Source organism: Acinetobacter sp. YH12096 (genome assembly GCF_013419215.1).
Lineage (GTDB): Bacteria > Pseudomonadota > Gammaproteobacteria > Pseudomonadales > Moraxellaceae > Acinetobacter > Acinetobacter amyesii.
In genome coordinates this window covers 1-23,680 of record NZ_VPAM01000020.1, presented here as the reverse complement: position 1 = coordinate 23,680, position 23,680 = coordinate 1, and the positions used below count along the sequence as shown (strand labels likewise).

Below are 23,680 nucleotides of genomic sequence, written 5' to 3'. Positions count from 1 at the left end.
TGAAAAAAACCGATCCTGAGATCGGTTTTAAAATATGTAGATCAAATTAAATGCTGTATTGGATTATGGTTTATAGAGGCCAAGTTCAATCAAATGCAATCGTAGTATACGGCGCAGTTCGAGTACAGCTTCTGGGGTTTCTTGAATTGAATGACCACCTTTAATGATCTTTTCTGAAACAGCACCCTCTAAATGCGCACTGGTGTATGGCACGACATCATCTGAGATTACATTTTTATCTTGGCTGTTTGTGTTATTTCCCATAATTGAGTGAAACTTCAAGCCTTTACGCGGTTGAATATCTTCAGTGAGCGCAATAAATTTAGATTGATGGCTTAAGTCACTTGGTCCATTTTGGATTAAGCCATGGTCGATTTCACGGAATAAATCTTTCAGGTCTTCTTCTTGGGTTAAGACATCACCCATGGCCGATAAGAAAGCGCCTGGAAGTTTAATGATTTTTCGAGCAGCTTTGGTAAACCAACGATCTGCGTATTCAGTACCACGATGCGGTGCAGCCAAGAATATCGCACGGCTGAAATTTGGAATTTCGTCAATCACCATACGCTGCTTCACGACTGGAATATTGCGGTACTGATTTAATTGACGTGAGTTCATCATTTTTAAAGCAGATTGTGTGGTATCGGCTTGGCTAACCAGTAGTCGTGCAATAATTCCGCCCATACTATGACCAACTAAAACCGCATCTTTTTTAGCTGCAGCATTGGCGTCGACTTTATTAAAAGTTTGAGTCAATATGGAATAAATTTGGAAGCGGCTTTCAATAATCGGCATGTTGGTTGAGTAGAACACTTGCCACACTTGATAGTGCTCACGTAGCACTGAATCGCCCATAATATCGTTGGTGAGACGAATCCATGCTTCAGGGCTACTAGCAAGACCATGTACCAAAACGATGACTTTTTTGTCAGGATTATATGGTTCAAGCATGTATAAATGTGGCATCGTGAGTTTTTCATCACGGTCAATCAGGGATAAATACGCTGCCTTGCCCAAGTTGTTTTGTGCTAACCAAAGACCATAAGGTGCAGAAAAATTGGCTGCAAGGGCATAGTTTTTATTGGCAATATTGACCTGTTCATATTTGTACGGGTCGTAAGCCTTAATTTGAAACTCATGCTGATTTAAAATTTGATCAACTGAAGTTGTGGTGCTTACAGGTTCCGCTGTTAAGGTTGCAGCTAAATAGCGCGCTTGATGGATATTAGGGTTTGAACCAGACGGATATTTAAAATCTATTGGGTTGATAATGTATTTGGCTTTGCCTGTTTCAACTGTATGTTCTTCGGGTAAAACCACAAGGAATTCGGAACCAAAACCATCTCGGCGGGTAATTGAACGTAAACCTGAGAAGTTGAGGTTATAGGTTGACATCAATTGTTCAATTTTACGATTTTTGAGTTCTGGGTAATGGCTGAAGTCAATATGATAGGTGGTTTGTCCGACTTTGATCTGTTGGGTGACTTCTTGCGGTTTATAACGTAGTGCATAGCTGCTAACCAGTTTAGCAATCCCTTGATTATAGAAATCTCGGATTTGAACTTGGCGGTTATCAAAAATACGGTCAGCAGGCGCACGTTTGGTTTTAAACATATAGGCATAGCTATAGCGAATACTTTTATCCAGTAGCGTCAGCTGTTGATCTAAACATTTGTTATAAGTGTCTTGTTCAATTTTTTGTTTTTCTTCTGATTTGTGGCTACTCAGTAAACCTAATTTACAGGCAGAAGAAGACTCATATTCAATGGCTTTTGCTAAATATAATTCACTTGCCGTAGACAGTAACTGTTCGTCTTGAATTTGTGGGATTTGTTGTAGTTCATCAACACAGGCTTTCGGGTCTTCTATACACGCTTTGGCTTCACGACCTGTCATCGACAAGACATTTAAACTGGCTTCGCTGAGTTTGTTTCGAGAAATAATACTTTCACGTTCATTGGCAATAGAAACGTTGAGTTTTTGGTTTTTGACACTGACGACCTGACATCCACTCAGGACGCTGGTACTCATGATTCCAAGGAGCAGTATTGTTTTAGTATTTAGCTGCATAAAGGGGTCGCACATTGGGTTAAATATTTTCAAATCATACGATAATTGTCAGGATTTTCAATTCGCCTTAAATGAAAAAAGACCGTTAAAACGGTCTTTTTTCAAAAGAATTTTCTAAATCGTTACAATTAAGACGCAGCTTTAGGCGGATTTAAAACTTGCCAAACATTCCAACGGCCTTGTTTTTCAATTTCTTGAATTAAGCGGTCAGCGACTTCGCCTTCTTGTGGGTATTTGACTTTATAGTTCTTTAAGACCTGAATTGCGTTCTTTTTTTGTTCCATTGCAATGTAGTTATTTGCTGCAGATAGATACGCTTCTTGAACACCCGCTTTCATCGCTTTGTCTAGGTATGGAATCGCTTCACGTTGACCACCACCTTCAGACAAACCAAAACCGAACCAGAAGTTTGCTTCAGCATCATCTTGGTTGATTTTTAAAATACGCTGTGCGTAAGTCAATGATTTAGTAGTGTATACAGAACCTAAGTCGAGGTTACGTGCCATCACACTGGCTTTAAATGCACGTACTAAAACATCAAAAGAAGCGTTGTCTTTAGATGCAAGGGTATCTAATTTTTGCGTCACTTCTTTAAGTTTAAGTTCAAACCCTTTACGTTCTTGGCGTTGAACAAAACGTGGTGGATAGTGACGTGCTTTACCTTCAACGAGCTGTAAGAAATCATCAATTTCAGTAATGTCGATTTCATTATCACCCGCTAAAGCAGCAAATTTCATTGAACGTTCTTTGCTGTCTACAATTGGAATAATCAGACGGTTTTCTTCAAGTGTCAGTTGTTTAGATGGGTCGGTCGGGCTAGTTACCACCATCTTAGTCACAGGTTGTGCTGCAGCTTTTTGTAAATTTAATTCAAAAGGAGGTGGTGCATCGTAGTTAAATGGGTTGAGTGCGTAGAACGGTGGAGTCAGTTCAGGCTCTACAAAAATCATGGCATCTTTAGGTGCATTATTTTTAGTTGGGGCGCTTCCACAAGCGGCAAGGGTCAAAGCAATACAAGCAACTGCCAAGGGCTTAAGCGTCATATGATTCATCCATTAATTTATTTTATACAAAAAAGCATGTTGGTCAGTCTAAAAAAACTCTGAACAACATGCAAGTTAAAGGCAACTTATTCTGATTGCTTTTGGTTAAGCTTTAGATTGATTACTTTGAGCTTCGCATTCGCGGCGCACATCTTCAATGATTTTAAGTTCTTCCTGACTAAAAGGTTGTTCATTGAGCTGTTGCTTTTTGAACGTTGGGTCAAGGAGAGACAAACGCTGACACAAATTATTCATACGTTTTTCATTGTGCTGAATACGATCTAACAACACACGCATACCTTCTAACATTGGGTCAGTTTGGTCTTGTGTTGCAGCATACGGTTGGAAACCAATACTTTCTGCATAATCGCGACGACGGCTTTCAGCTTCATCTTTTGGCTTATCTTTCGTGATAAAGCGTGCTGGATTACCTACAGCGGTAGTATCCGCAGGAACTTCTTTAGTCACCACGGCATTTGAGCCGACTTTGGCATTTTTACCTACCGTAAATGGGCCTAAGATCTTTGCACCAGCGCCAACCACTACGCCATCTTCCAAGGTGGGGTGACGTTTGCCTTTATTCCAAGTTGTGCCCCCTAAGGTCACACCATGGTAAAGGGTGACATCATCACCAATTTCAGCTGTTTCACCAATCACCACACCCATACCGTGGTCAATGAAGAAACGACGACCGATTTTCGCACCCGGATGAATCTCAATGCCTGTGGCAAAGCGGCTAAAAGAAGATAATAGACGAGCTGAGCCTTTACACTCTTTTTTCCAAAGTTCATGTGCCATACGATGCATGATTAAGGCATGAATTCCTGGATAAGTCGTTAAGACTTCGAGCGTATTTCGTGCAGCAGGATCGCGCGCGAATACAGCTTGTATATCTTCTTTGAGCTGCTTAAGCATTAGATTGATCCTCATTGTCTGTAGATTTTTTCCATGTTCCGTTATTTAAAGCCTGTACTCGGCTAAAGATGCCACGTAATAAGTGGTATTCCATACGATCTAATTGTATACGTCCAAATAAGCGACGCAAGCGTAAAGGTAATAATCTTGGATTTTTTGGATCCATAAATTCAATCTCTGCCAGCATTTTTTCAATATGCGGGTAGAACTGTTCCATCATTTCATGGGTCACCAAAGGCTCATCCCATTCCATATCGATGTCATTGGTAACATGCATCTTGGCATCAGGATTTGCAGTTAACTCAGTATGTGCAAGGGCGGCCATGCGCATTTCATAGCAAATGACTTGAATCGCTTGGGCAACGTTTAAGACGCCATATTCAGTATTTACTGGAATAGTGACATGGTAGTTGGCCATTGCCAATTCTTCATTGGTCAAACCACGGTCTTCACGGCCAAACACCACGGCAATTTCTTGTTGTTGTTCACAGACCGCTTTGAGAGACATTTCAGCAGCAGGGCGAGCATCAAGTAAAGGCCATGGGATGGTACGACTACGCGCACTAGTACCAAAGACAATATGACAATCTTTAATGGCATCTTCTAATGATTCAACGATTTCAATTTGATCAATTAAATCGACAGCACCGGCAGCCAAGGCATTAATGTCTGGATGCGGGTAAGTCTTAGGTGCAACTAAGACCAACTTTGAAAGTCCCATGGTTTTCATGGCACGTAATGCACTACCAATATTTGCGGGTAATGTTGTGTTCACCATGACAATACGCACATGGGAGAGATGTGCTGAAACCGCAGCATTGTCAGTTTGATTCATGATATTTCCAATATGTTTATTTAAAAAAGCAGTTCAAACAGCGTTTAAACTTTAAGAAAATTGATTGGCTTCTGCTTGGTATAAATCCATGGCATCATCCATGCTCATCCCATCTGGCGGTGGCGGAACCTGCGCAGGAATAGAAGCTTGTTCATAACTTACCGCTTTGGCTGCTTTGGATTTGACATGATATTCGACATGCAAAGATTCTTTACCGAAGTAGTCACGCAGCTTAGACAGTAATTCATCTAGTGGGGCAACTTTCCAGTTTAAGCCCAAATGAATGTCGGCCGTCGCATATGGATAGTCAATATATAACTGCACTGGTATATGCGTACACATATCGACATTGCAGAAAGGCAGTAAAATATTTTGGATGTCGCGTGATAGCGTTTTACTAAAATGTTCAGGTGTTAATTTAATTTGAATGGCATTGGCACGTTTTTGACGGATTTCATTCAGACTGAAGGCTTTGGTTAAGCGACCCATTGGGCGGTCAAAACCTTCACGTTCATAAATTTCACCTTCAATCACCACCACTTTTTCGTTTTGAATCACGTCTTTGAAGCGGTTAAAACGTTCGTGATTCGCAGACACTTCAATACGTGCAGTACCATCATCGAGCGTCACCATCATACGGTTCGGGAAGTTGGCTACATCGACGACTAGGCCTGCAAATACTGTAGTGACACCACGTCGTGTAGGCGTAAGCTCATTAATGCGCTGTGAAATAAAGGCTTTTAACTCTGGGCGATACACATCAATCGGGTGACCTGTTAAATAAAGGCCGAGTGTGTCTTTTTCACCTTTGAGACGAACTTCATCTGACCACGGTTTGACTGGTTTGGCAGGTTTACGTTGAACTTCTTCCACTTCGCCAAACAGGTCCATCATCCCTGTTTCGCGGTTTGTACGGGCTTGGTCAGCCGCTTGTACAGCTTCTGGCAATTGCGCCATCAAGTCAGCGCGTTCTAATCCTAAACAATCCAATGCGCCACCACGAATCAATGCTTCAAGCGTGCGCTTATTGATTTTTTTTAGGTCAATACGATGACAGAAGTCAAAAAGATCTTTATATGGGCCATCTTGGATACGTGAGTCAATCACAGACTGCATGGCAGCTTCACCGACACCCTTGATCGCACCTAAACCATAGACGATGGTTTTTGGATCGCTGGCATGGAAATTATATAAAGACATATTGACCGAAGGTGGCAAGACTTCAAGACCATTAATACGACAGTCATCGATTAAGAATACCACGTTATCGGTATTCTGCATTTCCGAGGTCATCACTGCTGACATAAATTCAGCAGGGAAATGTGCTTTTAACCAAGCGGTTTGATATGCAACAAGGGCATAGGCTGCGGCATGGGATTTGTTAAAACCATAGCCTGCGAATTTTTCCATATAGTCGAAGATATGGTTGGCCGTATCCGCATCAATACCTTTGGTTGCAGCACCTTCAGTAAAGATCTGACGGTGCTTAATCATTTCTTCGACTTTCTTTTTACCCATGGCACGACGAAGTAAATCCGCACCACCCAAGCTATAGCCAGCACAGAATTGCGCTGCCTGCATTACCTGTTCCTGATACACCATAATGCCGTACGTCGGTTCAAGGACACTTTCCAGTAATGGATGTAAGTATTCAAACTCGCCACCATGCATACGGAAAATAAAGTCAGGAATTAGATCCATCGGGCCCGGACGGTATAACGATACGAAGGCAATAATTTCTTCGAACTTACTTGGACGAGCCTCTTTCAGCATTTTTTTCATGCCGACGGATTCAAACTGGAAGACCGCTGTGGTATTCGCATCTGCGAACACGGCATAGGCAGGTTTGTCATCCAAAGGAATCAGGGAAATATCGACAGGTGTAGTGATATCTGGACGGGCATTGATGTGCTTAATGGCATCTTCAATTACCGTTAAGTTACGTAAGCCCAAGAAGTCGAATTTGACTAGGCCGGCTGCTTCCACATCGTCTTTATCGAATTGGGCGACACGGTTAGTTCCATCTGCATCACAGAGTACTGCCGAATAGTCGGTTAACTTGGTTGGTGCAATGACCACACCACCGGCGTGCTTACCTGTATTACGGGTAATGCCTTCAAGTTTGAGTGCCATTTCCCAAATTTCGGCTGCATCGTCGTTATCAGGATTCGATGGGTTAGTGACAATATCTTTGAGTTGTGGTTCGGCCTCAATCGATTCTTCCAAACTTAAACCTAAAGGCTTGGTTGGAATCATTTTAGAAATTCGGTCAGCTAAACCATAAGATTTACCCAAGACACGGGCAACGTCACGAATCGCACCTTTTGCCGCCATGGTCCCGAAAGTTGCAATCTGAGATACCGCATCACGACCGTATGTTCGTGCAACATAGTCAATAACACGGTCACGACCTGCAATACAGAAATCGACATCAAAGTCGGGCATCGATACACGTTCTGGGTTTAAGAAACGTTCGAAAAGTAGGTCATAACGCAGTGGATCAAGGTCGGTAATTTTTAAACTATAGGCAACCAATGAACCTGCACCCGAACCACGGCCTGGACCGACAGGGACGCCATTACCTTTAGACCATTGAATAAAGTCCATGACAATCAGGAAGTAACCCGGGAATTGCATGGTCAGGATGATCCCGACTTCATAAGCCAAACGTTCATCATAAGGCTTACGAATTTCTGGCCAGTCGTCACCACGCTGTTCGACAGGATATAAATGCGCTAAGCGTTCTTCTAAACCTTCTTTTGATAAATGTTCAAAATAGGTGTCAATGGTATGACCTTCAGGGATTGGATAATCAGGAAGGTCATGGAAGCCTAAGCGTAATGACACATTACAACGTCGTGCAATGTGATAGGTGTTTTCAATAGCTGTTGGAATGTCTGAAAAGAGCTCAGTCATTTCCGCAGCAGTTTTGAAATACTGTTCAGGGCTATAATTTTTAGGACGACGATTGTCACCGAGGACATATCCATCGGCAATACAAACACGTGCTTCATGCGCTTCGAAGTCTTCTTTACGCACAAAGTGCACATCATTATGTGCAACAACACCTATGTTAAATTTCTTCGCAAGTTTTACAGCTTCGTGAATGAAGTCTTCTTCACCTGAGCGTTCAGTTCGGGTAATAGCCAAGTAAACACGATTGCCAAATTTTTCGACCCAGTCGGCTAACAATGGTTCAGCTTTTTGCGGGTTGGACGAGCAAAGCATTTTGCCGACATCACTTTGCATACCCAGTAAAACAATCAAGTCTTGATGTTGATTTAAAATCCAATCTTTTTTTACGCAAGGAATATCAAGCTGTTGACCTGAAATATAACCTTCAGAAACCAACTCTGTTAGACTGCGCCAACCTTTATTGGTCATCGCTAGAAGAGTAGCTTTGTGTTCAGCATCATTCAAACGAATGGTTGAACCAAATATGGGTTTAATGCCTTTATCTAAGCACTTTTTATAGAATTTTACAGCAGCATGAAGATTTGAAAGGTCAGTAATGGCCAGAGCGGGCATTTCATCTGCAGCTGCAGCTTTTACAAGATCAGGTATACGTACAATAGATTCAGTAATGGAAAATTCTGTAAAAATACCAAGATGTACAAAGTGCATAGATGAGTCCCTGCGAAAACAGCTGCTGATTTTAGCATGCTCTGAGATCAAACTTGCGTTTATTGCATGGCTTTATGCAGATTTATAAATTCACTGTTTAATCAATAAACGCTGTATGACAAGCACCATTTAGCAAGCAATACCTTGATTCACTGAAAAGGCAGGTAATTTGCCATTTTTAAAGTTGAAGGCTAGGTTACCAATATAGGGTAAATCATAATTTTGCGGCTCTTTCAGCAGGGATTTGGCATGAGTAGGTGAGAGTAAAATCACATAAGCCACTTCATTTGGATTGGCCAATTTTGCACTTTTGATAAAGTCTTTTACAAATTGTTGATAGTCACATTGGCTTATCAGATGTTTCGACCCAATTTGAATTTTATCGCGTATTTGAGTGGATTTATCCCATTCCATCCAAACATCCCCTTTGGTCTGTCCAAGTTGGACGAAGCTGCTTTTATTTTTATAGAATGAATCATTTTTAACTTGAGGATTGTCCTCAGCATAAATTTCAAATTTTAGAAATTTACCTTTTGATGTGATATGAAATTCAGTATTGCCGTTACATTCTGAATATTCAAATTTTAAGCTTTACTGGATTTTTGCTGATTAATGCATTTGCTTTAGATGCAGGCAAGGGTGAGGCTAAGTCAACATCATTTGCTTTAATACTAGTTACATAGTCATAATCAGCAATGGATGCAGATGCTGCTGAAGTGATCAATATCGCTGTTGTGAAAAAAGTTATGCGGAAAATTTTTGCTGTCAGTGTAGTTTCCATGGGGAATATAAAATCCTGTTCTTTTGATATTTTGTACTCATTCAAGTTTTTTGTAAACGTAATATTGAAGGTTATATTTTAAATTTTATGGTGTTGCTAATTTGCCGTCAAAATAATTTAGGGTCAAAGAAATCTTGGTTTTAGTTCTGCATTAAAAACTAAATTTTAAACACTAAAAAGCCCTCCGAAGAGAGCTTATATAAATCGTGATGGCTCAACGTAACTTCGATAACCAATCGCCAAGACTTTGTACAATTTGCACCAAAATCAATAAGACAATCACGGTCATGATCACCACGCTACTATCAAAACGTTGATAACCATAAGAAATAGCAAGGTCACCGATTCCGCCTGCTCCAACTGCACCCGCCATGGCTGTTGCGCCAATTAAGCTAATGGTTGCAGTCGTTAAGTTTAAAATTAAAGAGCTACGAGACTCTGGTAGGACAAATTTAGTAATGATTTGCAGCGGAGATGCACCCATCGCTTGAGCAGACTCAATGATGCCGTCATTCACTTCAAGCAACGAAGTTTCAATCAGACGACCAATGTAAGGACCAACATAGATTGTGAGAGGAACAATTGCAGCCCAAGTCCCGATGGAAGTCCCTACAATGACTTTGGTCAAAGGGATGACCGCAATCAGGAGGATAATAAATGGCAATGAACGCAGCGCATTCACTATCGGGTTCAAACCATGGTAGATGACACGGTTAGGCAAAATACCTTGTGGACGTGAGACATATAAAATCACGGCCTGGATAAAACCCCAAATACAGCCAAAGAGCATGGCAAAGAACACCATGTGAAAAGTTTCTTGTAGGGCAGTGACGAACTGATCCATAGACAAAGAACTTTTCCAAAAGGGTGCTGTAATTTGAGTCAGCCATTGAACAATTAAATCTCTCATTGCTGAACTCCTGCTTGAGTGACTTCAACGCCATGTTGTTCTAAGAACGCCACTGCTTGTTGAATCAATGCTGCATCACCTAATAGCTGAACGAACATTTGTCCAATCACCGCACCATTAATTTCAGTCATATTGGCAAACAAAATATTCAGGCTAATATCAAACTGTTTAATTACCGCCTGAATGACAGTTTCTTGTGCCGAACTGCCGAGGAATTTTAAACAATAAATACTGTTATGATTTTGATTTTCTAGATTATTTAAAATATTAACAGGCAGCTGTTGCTGCAATACAGTTTGAATAAAGTTTTTGGTTGTATTGTGTTTTGGCTGACTAAAAATCTCTAAGGTTGAGCCATGTTCGATGACTTTCCCTTGTTCCATTACCGCGACATAATCACAAACGGATTCAATCACATCCATTTCATGGGTGACCATCACAATAGTAATGCCTTGTTCTTGATTGATTTTCTTTAATAACGCCAATACCGATTTGGTGGTTTGCGGATCGAGAGCAGATGTTGCTTCATCACACAGTAAAATTTTAGGATGATTGGCTAGCGCACGGGCAATCCCGACACGTTGTTTTTGACCACCAGAGAGCTCATCTGGATAAGCATTTTTCTTATGTTTTAAGTCAATAAATTCGAGCAACTCTTCTAAACGTTTTTGGCGTTCAGCTTTAGACACACCTAAAAGTTTAAGTGGCATTTCAATATTTTCTGCAACTGTTTTGGTTTGTAGTAAATTGAAGTGCTGGAAGATCATGCCAATATTGGTTCTTTCTTGACGAAGCTCTGCCGAATTTAAAGCAGTAAAGTCTTTATCATGAATAATAATTTGCCCTTCACTCGGACGTTCTAGCAAATTAATTAAACGGATTAAGGTACTTTTGCCTGCACCACTGTAGCCAATTAGACCGAAAATACAGCCATCTGGAATGTCCAGATTAATCTGATCCAGTGCTGTAACGGTTTGGCCTTTAAGCTCAAAATGCTTGGAGATATTTTTAAATTGGATCATAGCGTCAAAAAAGGTTCAGAAATGAAAAAACAGGCAAAGTAAACTTTGCCTGTTTATTTGAAGAAATTATATTACTATTTTGCTTCAGTGAGGTAGCTAGTTGGTTTGTTTACATCAATTTTAGTACCACCAAAATGTTCATCGATGTAAGCTTTAACTGCTGGAGTGTGATAAAGCGCGCCTACTTTTTGTAGAACTGGGTCATTTTGACGGTCAGCAGCAACAGCAAGAATGTTCACGTTCATTTTTGTACTTTGGTCGATTGGCTCATAGTAAACCGCATCTTTCAGTACGTTTAAACCACCTTCCATCGCAAGGGTATTACCCAAAACAATCGCATCAACTTCGTCTTTAACACGAACAGCAGTCGCCATTTGAATTGGTTTGATTACGATTTTCTTCGCATTTTCAGTTACGTCAGCAGGTGTGCCTTTTACATCGTCAAAATCAGCTTTAAGTTTGATTAAGCCAGCAGATTGAAGTAGTAACAATGCACGTGATTCGTTTGCGCCATCATTTGGAATCGCGATTGTTGCACCTGTTTTGAACTCTTCAAGTTTTTTGACTTTGCTTGAATAGATACCCATTGGCTCTAAATAAGTAGTCGAAAGCGGTGCGATTTTATCTTTATTATTGTCATTAAACGCAACCATATAGGCATATGACTGGAATGCATTAACATCAATTTCTTTGTTCGCTACAGCAGTGTTCATAGACACATAGTCAGTAAAGTTTTTCACTTCAAGTTTAATGCCAGCTTCTTTGGTTTCAGGAAGCGTAGCAATATAGCGCCAAATATCAGCATCTGAACCAGTCGAAGCCATGGTAACAGTTTGGACTTCTGCAGTGTCTTTTTGTTGTGCGGCGTCAGTTGCAGGAGCTTCTTGTTTACCACAGCCTGAAAGGCCCACAGATAAACCGAGAACTAATCCTAGGAGCTTTTTCATATATTCACCCGAGTAAATTTATAAAATTAATAAATTCACAAATCATATTATGGAGAGATTTACTTAAGTCTTTTATCAGACAGGCTGATAGATGCTTAATAATTTAAAATGCTACACAGACTTATACAATTAGATCTGAGTCTATTTCCAAATGGGAAAAGATAGCCATTGCAAGCTGCTGTAAACAAAAGATTTAATAAAGCAAATCTCTATATTTCGCTAGGCATCATATCAATTTTTTATTATTCAATATAGTGATTTAAAAAGTTATGCTTAGCACCAAAAATGTATATGGAATATGTTTAATTAAATAATTTAATAAGTAAAAACAATATATTATTTATAATTAAACTATTTAAGTACGTCATTTGTATAAGTTTAGGTCTATATAACAAATTTTAAAATGTATTGCTGAAAAAATGATAAAAATGAAATAAGTCCTGTCATACACAAAATTGGTAACATTCATATGTGAAAATAACGGAGAGTTTCAATCTAAGCTGAGTTGAAATATTTATTGGTATATTTGAAGTTCAACTCTGATTCATGGTTTTTCAAAATTTTAGATCTAAATCTGATGAAGATTGAATCCACTATATTGTTTAATATAAACTGCTTAATAATTGATCATAATAAATTGCTATGTGAGGCACGCTATGTTAAATCAGTTTGATTTCGTCTCAATTGTAAAAAAGCCTACGGTTCATTATGGCGGTAGATCGGTGAGCCATGTTTTAAAAATGGAAGATGGTAGTCAAAAAACCATCGGTGTATTTTTGCCATCAGAACAACCCATGACGTTTGAGGCGCATGTGAAAGAACGTGTTGAAATCACATCGGAGCAGTGTGTTGTGCAAATTGGAGAGCAGGGCGAGTTTGTTCAATATACGTCTGGCGAAAGCTTTATTGTTCCTCAAGATTCTATTTTTAAAGTTCAATGCACCGATGTTGTCGATTATGTATGCCATTTTGATTAAGCATGCTTAAACAGGTTGGAGTTGCTTTAGCATTGTGACTTATGATTTTTACTTCCAAAGCCATAGCAATTGATATTTTTATTGCTTAAACCCCGCACTTAGCGTGTTTTTATATATGATTCAATGAATAATTTAGTTTTCTTATACGAAATCCTGCGGTAACTAAAATTAAAGTATTTAACATCACCTATAACCACTGTTTGGCAGAGTTAATGTGCTTTGGTTTTGCTGTGAATAAATATTCAATTAGCAAAATGGAATGTGTAAATAGTCACTACGCTGTATTTCATAGAGTACATGACGGTTTAATGGGTGATCCGCAGCTACACGTGGATGATTAAATTCACGGATTTTTTGTATACCAATGCGTTGCATCACACGTTCAGATGGAGTGTTTAAACTCGCTGTGAATGATATGACCTTGTCTAATCTTAGGTTTCTAAATGCATGTTTGAGTACAGCTTTTGCACCTTCGGTGGCATAACCTTGATGCCAATATTGCGGCAGTAAACGCCAGCCAATTTCGGGTGCATCGGCTATTTCAAATTCAGCAGGATGTACATGCAAGCCAATAAAACCAATAAATTCGCCTGTGGCTTTAAGCTCGACGGCATATAAACCCCAACCGCGTGTTTCGATTGCATCACGTAGGCGTTGCATAAATGCTGTAGCTTCTGACGCATCGAGTTTTTTTAGAAAATAACGCATAACGTCATCATCTGCACACAGTTGGACAAATGGGGCAGTGTCGGAATCTTGCCATTGGCGGAGGATCAGGCGAGGGGTTTGGATAAAAATATGCATATTAAATATTAATTTGTATGGGTGTTTTCTTACTGAGACTAATGTAAATAATTTATAGTGTACATGATGATGGAATTGATATAAGTGAATAGTATTTGGGGGAGATGTAATTTGATTTGATGAACTAATCTTAATAGGCTTTTACATATATTTAGTTGATAAGGAGTAAATATGGAGTTGCAATACAAATTTTCAGAGGATGAATTTCTCGTATTATGCCAAGAAAATCTTGGGCGGGAAAAAACAACAGTTTTTGAAGATTTATATGAAGCTCTTATTCACTTTTTTAGTACTCCGGATTCAATCTCAATAACTGAAATAAAGCAGAATTACACATTTGGATACTATGATGATCACTTATCACTGAAAGAGTATATAGACAAAGGGAAAATGATAATCCCTTATCTTCAATTTGAGCTAATCAGTGATAAGGACATAGATCTGGATGTTACGGAAGTTAAACTACCTTCATTTATTATATTGTGTGATTTCCTTTATGGAGGAGGAATAACTAGGAAGTACAATATTAAAAATACAAAAATGAAAACCAAAAACAAAACATCAATACAGCTTCTTTCCGTTGAATTTCCACAAGCATTATTAACTAAGCTTTATTCACGAATGACACCACCAAAAAGTTTATTACCATCAAAATTAGGCTTTTATGAGTGGCGGCAGACTTTCTATAACAAAATGACAGGAGAAAGTTTCTTTTGCTCATGTTTTAAGGATGCTCTTGCCCAAAATCAGATTGGGTTGGCTGTACGCCACACTCACCTTAAAAATGCGTTAGAACATAAATCTGTTAAAGTTTCGATTTGCCATATCTGCACCAATACCAATTCAGATTTAATCTATTGCCACAAAATGTATGGCTCGGCTTTTAAAGCTAAATATGGCGCTTACATTGCTAAATACGCATTTCAGGAAGGTATCAGTGAAAGGGATGCGGAAAACCATATTAGAGAGTTAAAAGGTGTTGCACGTATAGGTGAAAGGTGGGTTAATGAAACCTTATTATTTAACTATATCAATCTGCTATTTCCTCAATACACGGTTCAAAGAGAAGCATCACCAAGTTGGTTGAATAGACAAAGGTTTGATGTTTATATCCCTGAGCTAAATTTAGCGATTGAGTACCAAGGGCAACAACACTATCTTGCTGTCAACTTATTTGGTGGAGAAGAAGGTTTAAAAAGAACAAAGCAAAGGGATAAGGAAAAGCTTCAACTCAGTAAAGCAAATGGAGTGGATATTATCTATTTTAGCTACAAAGATAATTTAACTGAAAAATTAGTACAAAATAGACTTAAAAACTATCTTAAAGAACCTCTATAAACGTGTATTTTTAATCATGGATATAGATGATAAAAGCCGTTATTTGAGCTATTTATTTATAAAAAACCCCGCACTAAGCGGGGTTTTTATTTTAATCAAATGAATGATTAAGCATTTTCACGTGCAATTGCACGGTAGCCAATATCTTTACGGTATTGAACACCATCAAAAGTCACTTTTTGGCAAAGCTCTAAAGCTTTAGCTTGTGCTTCACCAATTGTATTACCAAGTGCAGTCACGCACAGTACACGGCCGCCAGCAGTCACAATATCACCATTCTCAAGTGCTTTAGTGCCTGCATGGAAAACTTTAGCATCAGCCATTTCTGTGTCTAAGCCAGAAATCACGTCACCATTGCTAGAAGTTTCAGGGTAGCCCTTAGACGCAAGTACGATACCTACAGTCTTACGCTCATCCCATTCAGCTTCTGCAGGTAAGTTACCCGCAATACCTGCTTCAACTAGGTCAACTAAAGATGATTTTAAACGCATCATAATGGGTTGAGTTTCAGGGTCGCCAAAACGACAGTTGAACTCGATCACTTTAGGTTGACCTTGCTCATCAATCATTAAACCTGCGTATAAGAAACCTGTATAAACATGACCGTCTTTTTTCATACCTTCAACGGTAGGACGCATCACTTCATTCATGGTTTTTTCAAATACGTCAGCAGTCACAACAGGAGCAGGAGAGTAAGCACCCATACCGCCAGTGTTTGGGCCTTGGTCGCCTTCAAAGATACGCTTGTGATCTTGAGACGTTGCCATTGGCAAAATGTTGTCGCCATCAATCATACAAATGAAAGACGCTTCTTCACCTGCAAGAAATTCTTCGATTACTACACGTGAGCCAGCATCACCAAATTTGTTGCCTGCAAGCATGTCATCAATCGCATCAAATGCTTCTTGATTGGTCATTGCAACGATTACGCCTTTACCTGCAGCAAGACCATCAGCCTTGATTACAATTGGCGCACCATTTTTTTCAACAAATGCTTTAGCCGCATCTACTTCTGTAAATACATCATAGAAAGCAGTTGGAATGTTGTGGCGTTTTAAGAAGTGCTTTGCAAATGCTTTAGAGCCTTCAAGCTGTGCAGCAAATTGAGTTGGACCCCAAATTTTTACACCTGCTTCACGGCAAGCATCCACAACGCCATTTACAAGCGGTGCTTCAGGACCAACCACGATTAAATCAACTGCATTGTTTTTTGCAAAGTCGATAATCGCTGCATTGTCTAAAATGTTAAGCGCAACATTTTCGCATTTATTTTCAGTTGCAGAACCCGCATTACCCGGTGCTACAAATACTTTTGCGACTTTGTCATCTTGTGCGATTTTCCATGCCAATGCATGTTCACGACCGCCATTACCCAAAACTAAAATATTCATCGGTTCATACTCCATGAATCGAAAATGACATAAAGTCCTCAACCTGAAAGCAGGAGAGGACTTTATGCAAGATTAGAAATCTAGTGTATTAAGCAAAAAAATGTGCTTAATTGTCATGATCAAGTTGCCAACTTAGTGACGGAAATGACGCATGCCAGTGAAGACCATTGCAATACCAGCTTCATCAGCTGCAGCAATTGTTTCGTCATCACGCATAGAACCACCCGGTTGGATAATGCATTTGATGCCCGCTTTTGCAGCGTTATCAATGCCATCACGGAATGGGAAGAATGCGTCAGATGCCATTACCGCACCTTCAACCACTAAACCAGCATGTTCAGCTTTAATTGCAGCAATACGAGCAGAGTTAACGCGGCTCATTTGACCTGCGCCAACACCAATGGTTTGACGACCTTTTGCATAAACAATAGCGTTAGACTTAACGTATTTCGCAACTTTCCAAGCAAAGATCAAGTCATCAATTTCTGCTTCAGTTGGCGCACGTTTAGTCACAACTTTAAGGTCATCTTTCGTGATCATGCCTAAGTCTTGGTCTTGAACCAACAAACCGCCATTCACACGTTTGTAATCTAACTGAGCTTTACGTTCAGTAATTGCAGGAAGCTCGCCGCATACCAGTACACGTACGTTTTTCTTCGCGCCAGTCACTTCAAGCACGCCTTCAGCAACGCTTGGAGCAATGATCACTTCAACAAATTGACGGTCAACAATGGCTTGCGCAGTTGCAACATCTAATTCGCGGTTAAATGCAATGATGCCGCCGAATGCAGATTCAGGGTCAGTTGCATAAGCAAGGTCATAAGCCGCTTGGATGCCGTCTAAAGATACTGCTACGCCACATGGGTTTGCGTGTTTTACGATGACACATGCAGGCTTAGCAAATGATTTTACACATTCAAGTGCTGCGTCAGTGTCTGCGATGTTGTTATAAGATAATTCTTTACCTTGAAGTTGTTTCGCAGTAGAAACAGATGCTTCAGTTGCTGTGTCTTCTACATAGAAAGCAGCAGATTGATGCGGGTTTTCACCGTAACGTAAGTCTTGAACTTTGTTCAATTGAGTATTGAAAGTACGCGCAAATTTATCTGCTTGACCTTCTTCCTTACCTACGCGAGCGCCTAAGTAAGATGCAATCATGCCGTCATACTGTGCAGTATGTTCAAATGCTTTAACCGCAAGGTCAAAACGAGTTGCATGTGATAATGCGCTTTCAGCTTTTAACTCTTCAACAACAGTTGCATAGTCAGATGCATTTACTACGATACCTACAGATGCATGGTTTTTCGCAGCAGCACGAACCATAGTCGGACCACCGATGTCGATATTTTCAATCGCATCAGCAAGTGAGCAGTTCGGTTTTGCAACAGTTGCAGCAAACGGATAAAGGTTAACAACAACTAAATCGATTGCATCGATGTTGTGTTCAGCCATCACAGCTTCGTCTAGACCGCGACGAGCTAAGATACCACCATGAATTTTCGGATGTAGCGTTTTTACACGGCCGTCCATCATCTCTGGGAAACCTGTGTGCTCTGAAACTTCAACTACGGCAACATTATTGTCTTTCAACAATTTGTATGTTCCGCCAGTAGATAAAATTTCTACCCCTAGAGCAGCAAGTTCTTGTGCAAATTCAACAATTCCAGTCTTGTCAGACACAGAGATTAAAGCGCGTTTAATAGTCATGATCTTCGTCACAGTTTTCAAGGAACAGATTAAAACAAAATTAGCAAAATGCAGGTTAAAAAAAATGCCTGCGGAAGCCGCAAGCATTTTATCATTTATTCACTCATTAAACCGTGAGCTTTCAACTTTTTACGTAAAGTACCACGGTTTAAGCCGAGAATCTCAGCAGCGCGGGTTTGATTACCACGTGTATATTCAAGAACTACAGATAGAAGAGGCTTCTCCATTTCCGCCAGCACCATATCGTATACCTGAGATGGTTGCTCGCCTTGCAATTGTGCAAAGTAATGGCGAACTGCGCGATCTACGTGAATACGAAGAGCGACATCAGATTGTGCAGTAAAAATAGGAGATTTGCTATTCATGCGAATTAATCCGAAAAATCAAATATCACTTGGGTAAAGTGATTTGTTAAAAGTGGTCTATAAACTTGAATGAACTCCGTTTTAGTTCCTAATGCGGAGTTCTAAAACTTGTACATTACTTGTAGCTTGACACAACTCGCAAAATTGTTCGAAAAATAAGCGTAACAATAGATTAATAATTGTTACAGCCTAAAAAACAAACAAAAAATCTACTCAATACGCAATAAATATTAAAGCGCACGGTTGGGATTGTATTTGTTGTGAAAAATTAGCGAGGAGTTTGCAGCACAAAGCTTTCGTGGCGCGTATCATACCATTGTCTAGGAAAAAGTGAGCAAGAAAACTGCATTTTTTTTATGTTTTTTTTACTTTTTTAATAGTTTTTTCCAATATTAGGGGCGAATCAACTCAATTGAATAATTATCGAAGCTTTTGCGTGCAATTGGTAGGCTAAATTGGAATTTAAAAGGACTACTTTTTGGGATCCGTTGGATGCCATGCAGACTTTTGTCCAAATACTCTTCAGGTAAAAGCGTATAGTTTGCTATTTCAGCACCATTTTCTTTTAGTGAAATTTTCATATTGGGTAAGGCAAGGCTACGGTCATGAAAATTGATCATTTCACCAGTAAAACGTGTTTCATTATTTCCAATGCTACGAATTTTGACTTTTTTGGTACTAATTAAACTGTAGTGTTCTTCGAGACGTGAACAATTGAATACATCACACACTGCTGTGAATGCAGCACCCATTACTGGGCTGTTTTTTAAATATTGAGGATTGAACCAGAAAAACTGGAATATCAGTGCACCAAATAAGAAGGCATTAATACAGAACCACATAAAATAGTTCAGTGGGGTACGTTTTTTATCTTTTTCAGCCTGTTCTGCCCAATTTACAGCAGGCAGGTTGCCGATTGGTTCGGTGCTGAAATAATTTAAGTTATTTAAATAAGTTTTTAGATCGATATTAGAGTTTTCGACTTTTTGATCAAATAGTTTTAATAAATGGTGGGTTGGTGTTTCTTCAACAGTCACTGGTGTAAGCGTATTATTAAATTCGCTGACATTAATAATAGTATTGGAGTTTTTTTGCGGTGCATTTTCTTGCTCAGGGGTAGAAAAAGACAACGCTTTATCTACCACCAAATGAGACAGTGCATTAAAAGATGTAGAGCACTTTGGGCAACAAACCATGCCCTGAGCGACAGTAAGCTGCGGAACAGTTACTTTATATGTTGTAAAACAAGTTGGGCAGTTAGTTAATTTGTCGCTCATAAGTACACATTTTAAATTTTAATACTGTTGGCGTTTACCCGAAATTCGGCACCATGTTTCGTCACGTTTTTCTACGTCTAATATATCAAAAAATTCAGAATAAACACTAGAAACATCAGAAACTTGCTCTTCAATTACACCTGCAAGTGCGAACTCGCCCTCAGATTTAATTAAAGTTGAGAATTCTGCAGCCAAGGCCATTAGAGGGCCTGCAAGAATATTAGCAACAAACACATCGGCTTTTTGTCCAGCGAGTTCTTGGTTGAACTCTTCAGGTAGGCCTACATACAGATTTTCCAGTACACCATTTAATTCGGCATTTTGTTGTGTTGCTAAAACGGCTTGTGGGTCAATATCAGTGGCATAAACTTTTTTTGCACCCAAAAGTAAAGCGGCAACACCTAAAATACCAGAACCACAACCGTAGTCGATTACGATCTTATCCTTAAGATCAACTTTACCTAACCATTGTAGACATAAGAATGTTGATGCATGGTTACCAGTACCAAATGCCAGACCTGGGTCTAGTTTGATGTTTACGGCGTCTGCTTCTGGCGCTTCCATCCATTCTGGTACGATCCAGTATTTTTCACCAATTTGAATAGGCTCGTAAGCATCCATCCATGTGCGTTCCCATTCTTGGTCTTCGATGAATTCGCTACGCATTGGAGCATCAGGAAGTTGAGCTTTAATAAATGTTTCTAATGCAGCAACATCAATTTCTTCATCATCTTCTTGTGCATAGATACCAGTAACGATCACTTTATTCCAAAGTGGTGTTTCACCTGGAAGTGGTTCAAGTAAATCCTGATTTTCTGCATCATCTAGCGTGACACTGACTGCACCTAAAGAACTGAGCAGCGTTTCAGTGTAATCAACTTGAGCTTTTTCAACAGTAATATGAATTTGTAACCACTTCACGGACATAACCTAAATGAGTTTTATAAAAAGCTATTGTAACGGAACTCGGCAACTTGCAGCTAGCGATTATCAAAATTGACAAAAAATAAAAGGATGCACTTGGCATCCTTTTAAGTTTTTAGCGCCTTAACTTTTAATTGTTTCTGTTGTAGTTGTCGAGATCGGTGCAAAGCGTGTAATTAGGAAGCCAAATACAGCGGCAAAGATGTACATAAAGATTGAATATACCGCCGCAGGCATTGCTACAGCAGAGCTAGCCATCACCGTTAAGGCGATGGTCATGGCTAACGTACTGTTATGAATACCGATTTCAAATGCACAAGCACGTGCCTGAGCACTATTGATGCCGAACAGTCTTGGAACAAAATAACCGATACATAAGCTAAAGATGCAGAATAGAACCGTAGCTAAGCCAACTTGGGTTAGATAAGCCGCAATATTATGTCGTTCAGAGTAAATAGCACCGATAATAATTAAGATGAGAAAGACCACAGCAAAGATGCGGAGTGGTTTATGCAGTTTCTCAGTCAGTTTAGGTGCATAGTGACGAAGCAGCATGCCTATACAGACGGGGATGATAATGATGCTGAAAACTTGGAGGATTTTTCCAAACTGCAGACTGATTTGTTGCCCTTCTTGCATGAAGTGCATGATCGAAAAATTCACGATCAATGGAAGGGTTAATGCTGCAATGACTGAGTTGATGGCGGTCAGGGTAATATTTAAAGCCAAGTCACCTTTAAATAGATAGCTAAATAAGTTCGCTGTACTACCACCAGGTGAGGCTGCAAGTAGCATCAAGCCGACAGCAAGCAGTGGTGGTAATGCTAGCAGTTTACATAGTAGAAAGGCGATACCGACAAGCAACACGAGCTGGCAAAATAATGCGATCAACACGGCTTTAGGGTGCTTGGTGACACGTGCGAAATCTTTGGGGGTAAGTTCTAGCCCAAGCCCGATCATAATAAAGGCCAGTGCTAATGGCAAAAGAACCGTAATAATTCCAGAATCCATCGTATTTATTCTCCTTGAGCATATTTAATGGTTTTTCACCAAAGTCCTTATGGTGATTGCGTTAGAAAAAATAGTTTAGGTTTTCACTTGTTGAATCAGGTGGCTGCCACGGCGCGTCAAAATAAAACCAAATAAGGTCGCCAATAAATACATAAAAATAGAATAAACACCGGCAGGTATCGCCACTGTGGTGTTTTCAAGCACACTCAGTGCGATGGTTAGGGCGATACTGGTGTTATGAATGCCAATCTCAAAGGTACACGCACGTGCCTGCTTTTCCGGGACACCCGCGAGGAATGGAATTAAGTAGCCCAAAAATAATCCACTGAAACAGAGCAAACAGGTTGCAATGCCGACGCTGGCAAAATACGTAATAATGTTGGATTGTTCACGCAAAACTGCGAGTGTAAAGATGAGAATTAATAAGAAAATAGATAACATTCTCATCGGCTTGTTGATGTGATATGCGATAGTCGGTAAGGAGTTGCGAATAAACATACCGAAACATACCGGTATTAAAATAATCAGAAATACATGGGTGATCTTATCTATAGGCATACCAATGCTGGTACTTTCACCAACAAAATGCAAAATGGATAGGTTGACAATAAAAGGCAGCGTAAAGCACGATACAACTGAGTTAATGGCCGTTAAGCTAATGTTTAATGCAACATCACCTTTATATAGGTAGCTAAAAAGGTTTGCGGTGGGGCCGCCGGGTGAAGCCGCAAGCAACATGAGCCCGACCGAGAGCAAAGGGGGTAACTCCAGTAATTTACACAGGAAAAACGCAATACTGGTCAGTAGAATAAGTTGAGTAAATAAAGCGATGAAAATAACTTTTGGATAGCGTCCAACGCGTAAAAAGTCTTTGACTGAAAGTTCGAGCCCCAAACCCATCATCATAATAGCTAAAGCAATGGGCAGAAAAAATGCAAATAATCCCGAATCCATGGAATTTCCTGATATTTTTATCCTTATAGTATTTTTTGAGTTTATCTCAGTTTAATAAATAAGCAATAAATAAAAGCGAGTAAAAACTGATGTTTTACCCGCTTTATTTTTGATCTGTTAATTGGTCGATATTTTCATTGACAACTGTTTATTTAGGACGAGGGGGAGTGAACCCTAAAACACATTTTCCTTTAATTTCTTGTCCATTAATCGTTGCAGTAGTGGCTTTTGCATCTGCACTACATGTGCTTAATAATTCTGCTTCTTCGCCATGCAGATTTGCATTTTTGGAAGAGCTAAAAAATTGTGGTTCGCAGGTACCATTCCAGATAATACCGCGATAGGCAAATGATACTTGAGCGCCTTGGCTTTTACCTTTACAGACTTGTTGATATCGCTGTGCATCATACACTTTCTCAACTTTATCATTGGCTGAGGCAGCAAGTGGTGATAAACATAAACCGCATAAAACCGTGGATAGCAAAATATTCTTATTCATGCTTATAGTCCTTATGATTCTCATGGGATCTATAACAGAATAAAAAATCATCAGAATAAAACAACAATCTTCGAGTAACATTTGCTTGAGAAATGTATATTTTTATATGGAATATGCAAAGTATGTATGTTCATAAAGAAATATATAGGCATAAAACAGTAGGGTCTGTTGACATTTGTTGATTAAAAAAATAGCGAGATAGTAAAATTAAATCGCCAAACCCAATTTTACACTCGCTATGCCTCGAACAATGCTAAATGATCAACACTGGTCCAAGTTACTTGCT

General features: G+C 39.6%; 21 protein-coding genes. 2 read left to right on the top strand and 19 right to left on the bottom strand.

Annotation, left to right across the window (positions count from 1 at the left end):
• Positions 1-63 precede the first annotated feature (63 nt).
• The 10 genes from FTU36_RS09790 to FTU36_RS09750 all read right to left on the bottom strand — a co-directional run bounded on the left by FTU36_RS09790 (position 64) and on the right by FTU36_RS09750 (position 12,147).
• Positions 64-2,031, bottom strand: coding sequence for an esterase/lipase family protein (locus FTU36_RS09790; RefSeq protein WP_373686355.1), 1,968 nt, complete (start codon positions 2,029-2,031; stop codon positions 64-66).
• Between the two features lie 167 nt (positions 2,032-2,198).
• Positions 2,199-3,113 (bottom strand): ABUW_2363 family tetratricopeptide repeat lipoprotein, encoded by a 915-nt coding sequence (locus FTU36_RS09785; protein WP_078188747.1) that lies wholly within the window; start codon positions 3,111-3,113, stop codon positions 2,199-2,201.
• Positions 3,114-3,218: 105 nt separating this feature from the next.
• Positions 3,219-4,028 (bottom strand): serine O-acetyltransferase, encoded by an 810-nt coding sequence (cysE, locus tag FTU36_RS09780; protein ID WP_180003858.1) that lies wholly within the window; start codon positions 4,026-4,028, stop codon positions 3,219-3,221.
• Positions 4,021-4,863, bottom strand: coding sequence for an RNA methyltransferase (locus FTU36_RS09775; protein ID WP_180117646.1), 843 nt, complete (start codon positions 4,861-4,863; stop codon positions 4,021-4,023). The genes cysE and FTU36_RS09775 overlap by 8 nt, the downstream gene beginning before the upstream one ends.
• Positions 4,864-4,914: 51 nt before the next feature.
• Positions 4,915-8,487, bottom strand: a complete 3,573-nt coding sequence (gene dnaE, locus FTU36_RS09770) for a DNA polymerase III subunit alpha (RefSeq protein WP_180117644.1) — start codon at positions 8,485-8,487, stop codon at positions 4,915-4,917.
• Between the two features lie 129 nt (positions 8,488-8,616).
• Positions 8,617-8,901, bottom strand: coding sequence for a hypothetical protein (locus tag FTU36_RS16745; RefSeq protein ID WP_257224825.1), 285 nt, complete (start codon positions 8,899-8,901; stop codon positions 8,617-8,619).
• Positions 8,902-9,064: 163 nt separating this feature from the next.
• The gene (locus FTU36_RS16740; protein ID WP_257224824.1) at positions 9,065-9,268 is read right to left on the bottom strand and encodes a hypothetical protein; all 204 of its coding nucleotides are present in this window, start codon (positions 9,266-9,268) and stop codon (positions 9,065-9,067) included.
• Positions 9,269-9,482: 214 nt separating this feature from the next.
• The gene (locus tag FTU36_RS09760; protein ID WP_078188742.1) at positions 9,483-10,178 is read right to left on the bottom strand and encodes a methionine ABC transporter permease; all 696 of its coding nucleotides are present in this window, start codon (positions 10,176-10,178) and stop codon (positions 9,483-9,485) included.
• Complete coding sequence (locus FTU36_RS09755) at positions 10,175-11,200, bottom strand: methionine ABC transporter ATP-binding protein (protein WP_180117642.1); 1,026 nt, start codon at positions 11,198-11,200, stop codon at positions 10,175-10,177. The genes FTU36_RS09760 and FTU36_RS09755 overlap by 4 nt, the downstream gene beginning before the upstream one ends.
• 74 nt (positions 11,201-11,274) lie before the next feature.
• Positions 11,275-12,147 (bottom strand): MetQ/NlpA family ABC transporter substrate-binding protein, encoded by an 873-nt coding sequence (locus FTU36_RS09750; protein WP_180007758.1) that lies wholly within the window; start codon positions 12,145-12,147, stop codon positions 11,275-11,277.
• A gap of 656 nt (positions 12,148-12,803) precedes the next feature.
• Here FTU36_RS09750 and FTU36_RS09745 point away from each other — a divergent pair.
• The gene (locus tag FTU36_RS09745) at positions 12,804-13,124 is read left to right on the top strand and encodes a pyrimidine/purine nucleoside phosphorylase (protein WP_180117640.1); all 321 of its coding nucleotides are present in this window, start codon (positions 12,804-12,806) and stop codon (positions 13,122-13,124) included.
• A 246-nt stretch (positions 13,125-13,370) separates the two neighbouring features.
• Here the strand turns inward: FTU36_RS09745 and FTU36_RS09740 are convergent, their stop codons facing one another.
• A complete protein-coding gene (locus FTU36_RS09740; RefSeq protein WP_180117638.1) occupies positions 13,371-13,928 on the bottom strand; it encodes a GNAT family N-acetyltransferase in 558 nt (185 codons plus the stop codon).
• Positions 13,929-14,099: 171 nt separating this feature from the next.
• Here FTU36_RS09740 and FTU36_RS09735 point away from each other — a divergent pair, with 171 nt between their 5' ends.
• Positions 14,100-15,266 (top strand): hypothetical protein, encoded by a 1,167-nt coding sequence (locus FTU36_RS09735; protein ID WP_180010138.1) that lies wholly within the window; start codon positions 14,100-14,102, stop codon positions 15,264-15,266.
• A gap of 107 nt (positions 15,267-15,373) precedes the next feature.
• Here FTU36_RS09735 and purD read toward each other — a convergent pair whose 3' ends face one another.
• The 8 genes from purD to FTU36_RS09695 form a co-directional block, all read right to left on the bottom strand.
• The gene (gene purD, locus FTU36_RS09730) at positions 15,374-16,657 is read right to left on the bottom strand and encodes a phosphoribosylamine--glycine ligase (RefSeq protein ID WP_120365368.1); all 1,284 of its coding nucleotides are present in this window, start codon (positions 16,655-16,657) and stop codon (positions 15,374-15,376) included.
• 132 nt (positions 16,658-16,789) lie between these two features.
• Positions 16,790-18,364: a bifunctional phosphoribosylaminoimidazolecarboxamide formyltransferase/IMP cyclohydrolase gene (gene purH, locus FTU36_RS09725; protein ID WP_180117636.1), complete on the bottom strand. Its 1,575-nt coding sequence runs from the start codon at positions 18,362-18,364 to the stop codon at positions 16,790-16,792.
• 95 nt (positions 18,365-18,459) lie between these two features.
• Complete coding sequence (gene fis / locus FTU36_RS09720; protein WP_001086304.1) at positions 18,460-18,729, bottom strand: DNA-binding transcriptional regulator Fis; 270 nt, start codon at positions 18,727-18,729, stop codon at positions 18,460-18,462.
• A gap of 392 nt (positions 18,730-19,121) precedes the next feature.
• Positions 19,122-20,006, bottom strand: a complete 885-nt coding sequence (locus FTU36_RS09715) for a DUF3426 domain-containing protein (protein ID WP_180054446.1) — start codon at positions 20,004-20,006, stop codon at positions 19,122-19,124.
• An 18-nt stretch (positions 20,007-20,024) separates the two neighbouring features.
• Positions 20,025-20,927: a 50S ribosomal protein L11 methyltransferase gene (gene prmA, locus FTU36_RS09710; RefSeq protein WP_180021694.1), complete on the bottom strand. Its 903-nt coding sequence runs from the start codon at positions 20,925-20,927 to the stop codon at positions 20,025-20,027.
• 126 nt (positions 20,928-21,053) lie between these two features.
• Positions 21,054-21,941, bottom strand: a complete 888-nt coding sequence (locus FTU36_RS09705) for a bile acid:sodium symporter family protein (protein WP_180117634.1) — start codon at positions 21,939-21,941, stop codon at positions 21,054-21,056.
• A 75-nt stretch (positions 21,942-22,016) separates the two neighbouring features.
• Positions 22,017-22,895, bottom strand: coding sequence for a bile acid:sodium symporter family protein (locus FTU36_RS09700; protein ID WP_180117632.1), 879 nt, complete (start codon positions 22,893-22,895; stop codon positions 22,017-22,019).
• Between the two features lie 148 nt (positions 22,896-23,043).
• A complete protein-coding gene (locus FTU36_RS09695) occupies positions 23,044-23,394 on the bottom strand; it encodes a hypothetical protein (RefSeq protein ID WP_180117630.1) in 351 nt (116 codons plus the stop codon).
• Positions 23,395-23,680 lie beyond the last annotated feature (286 nt).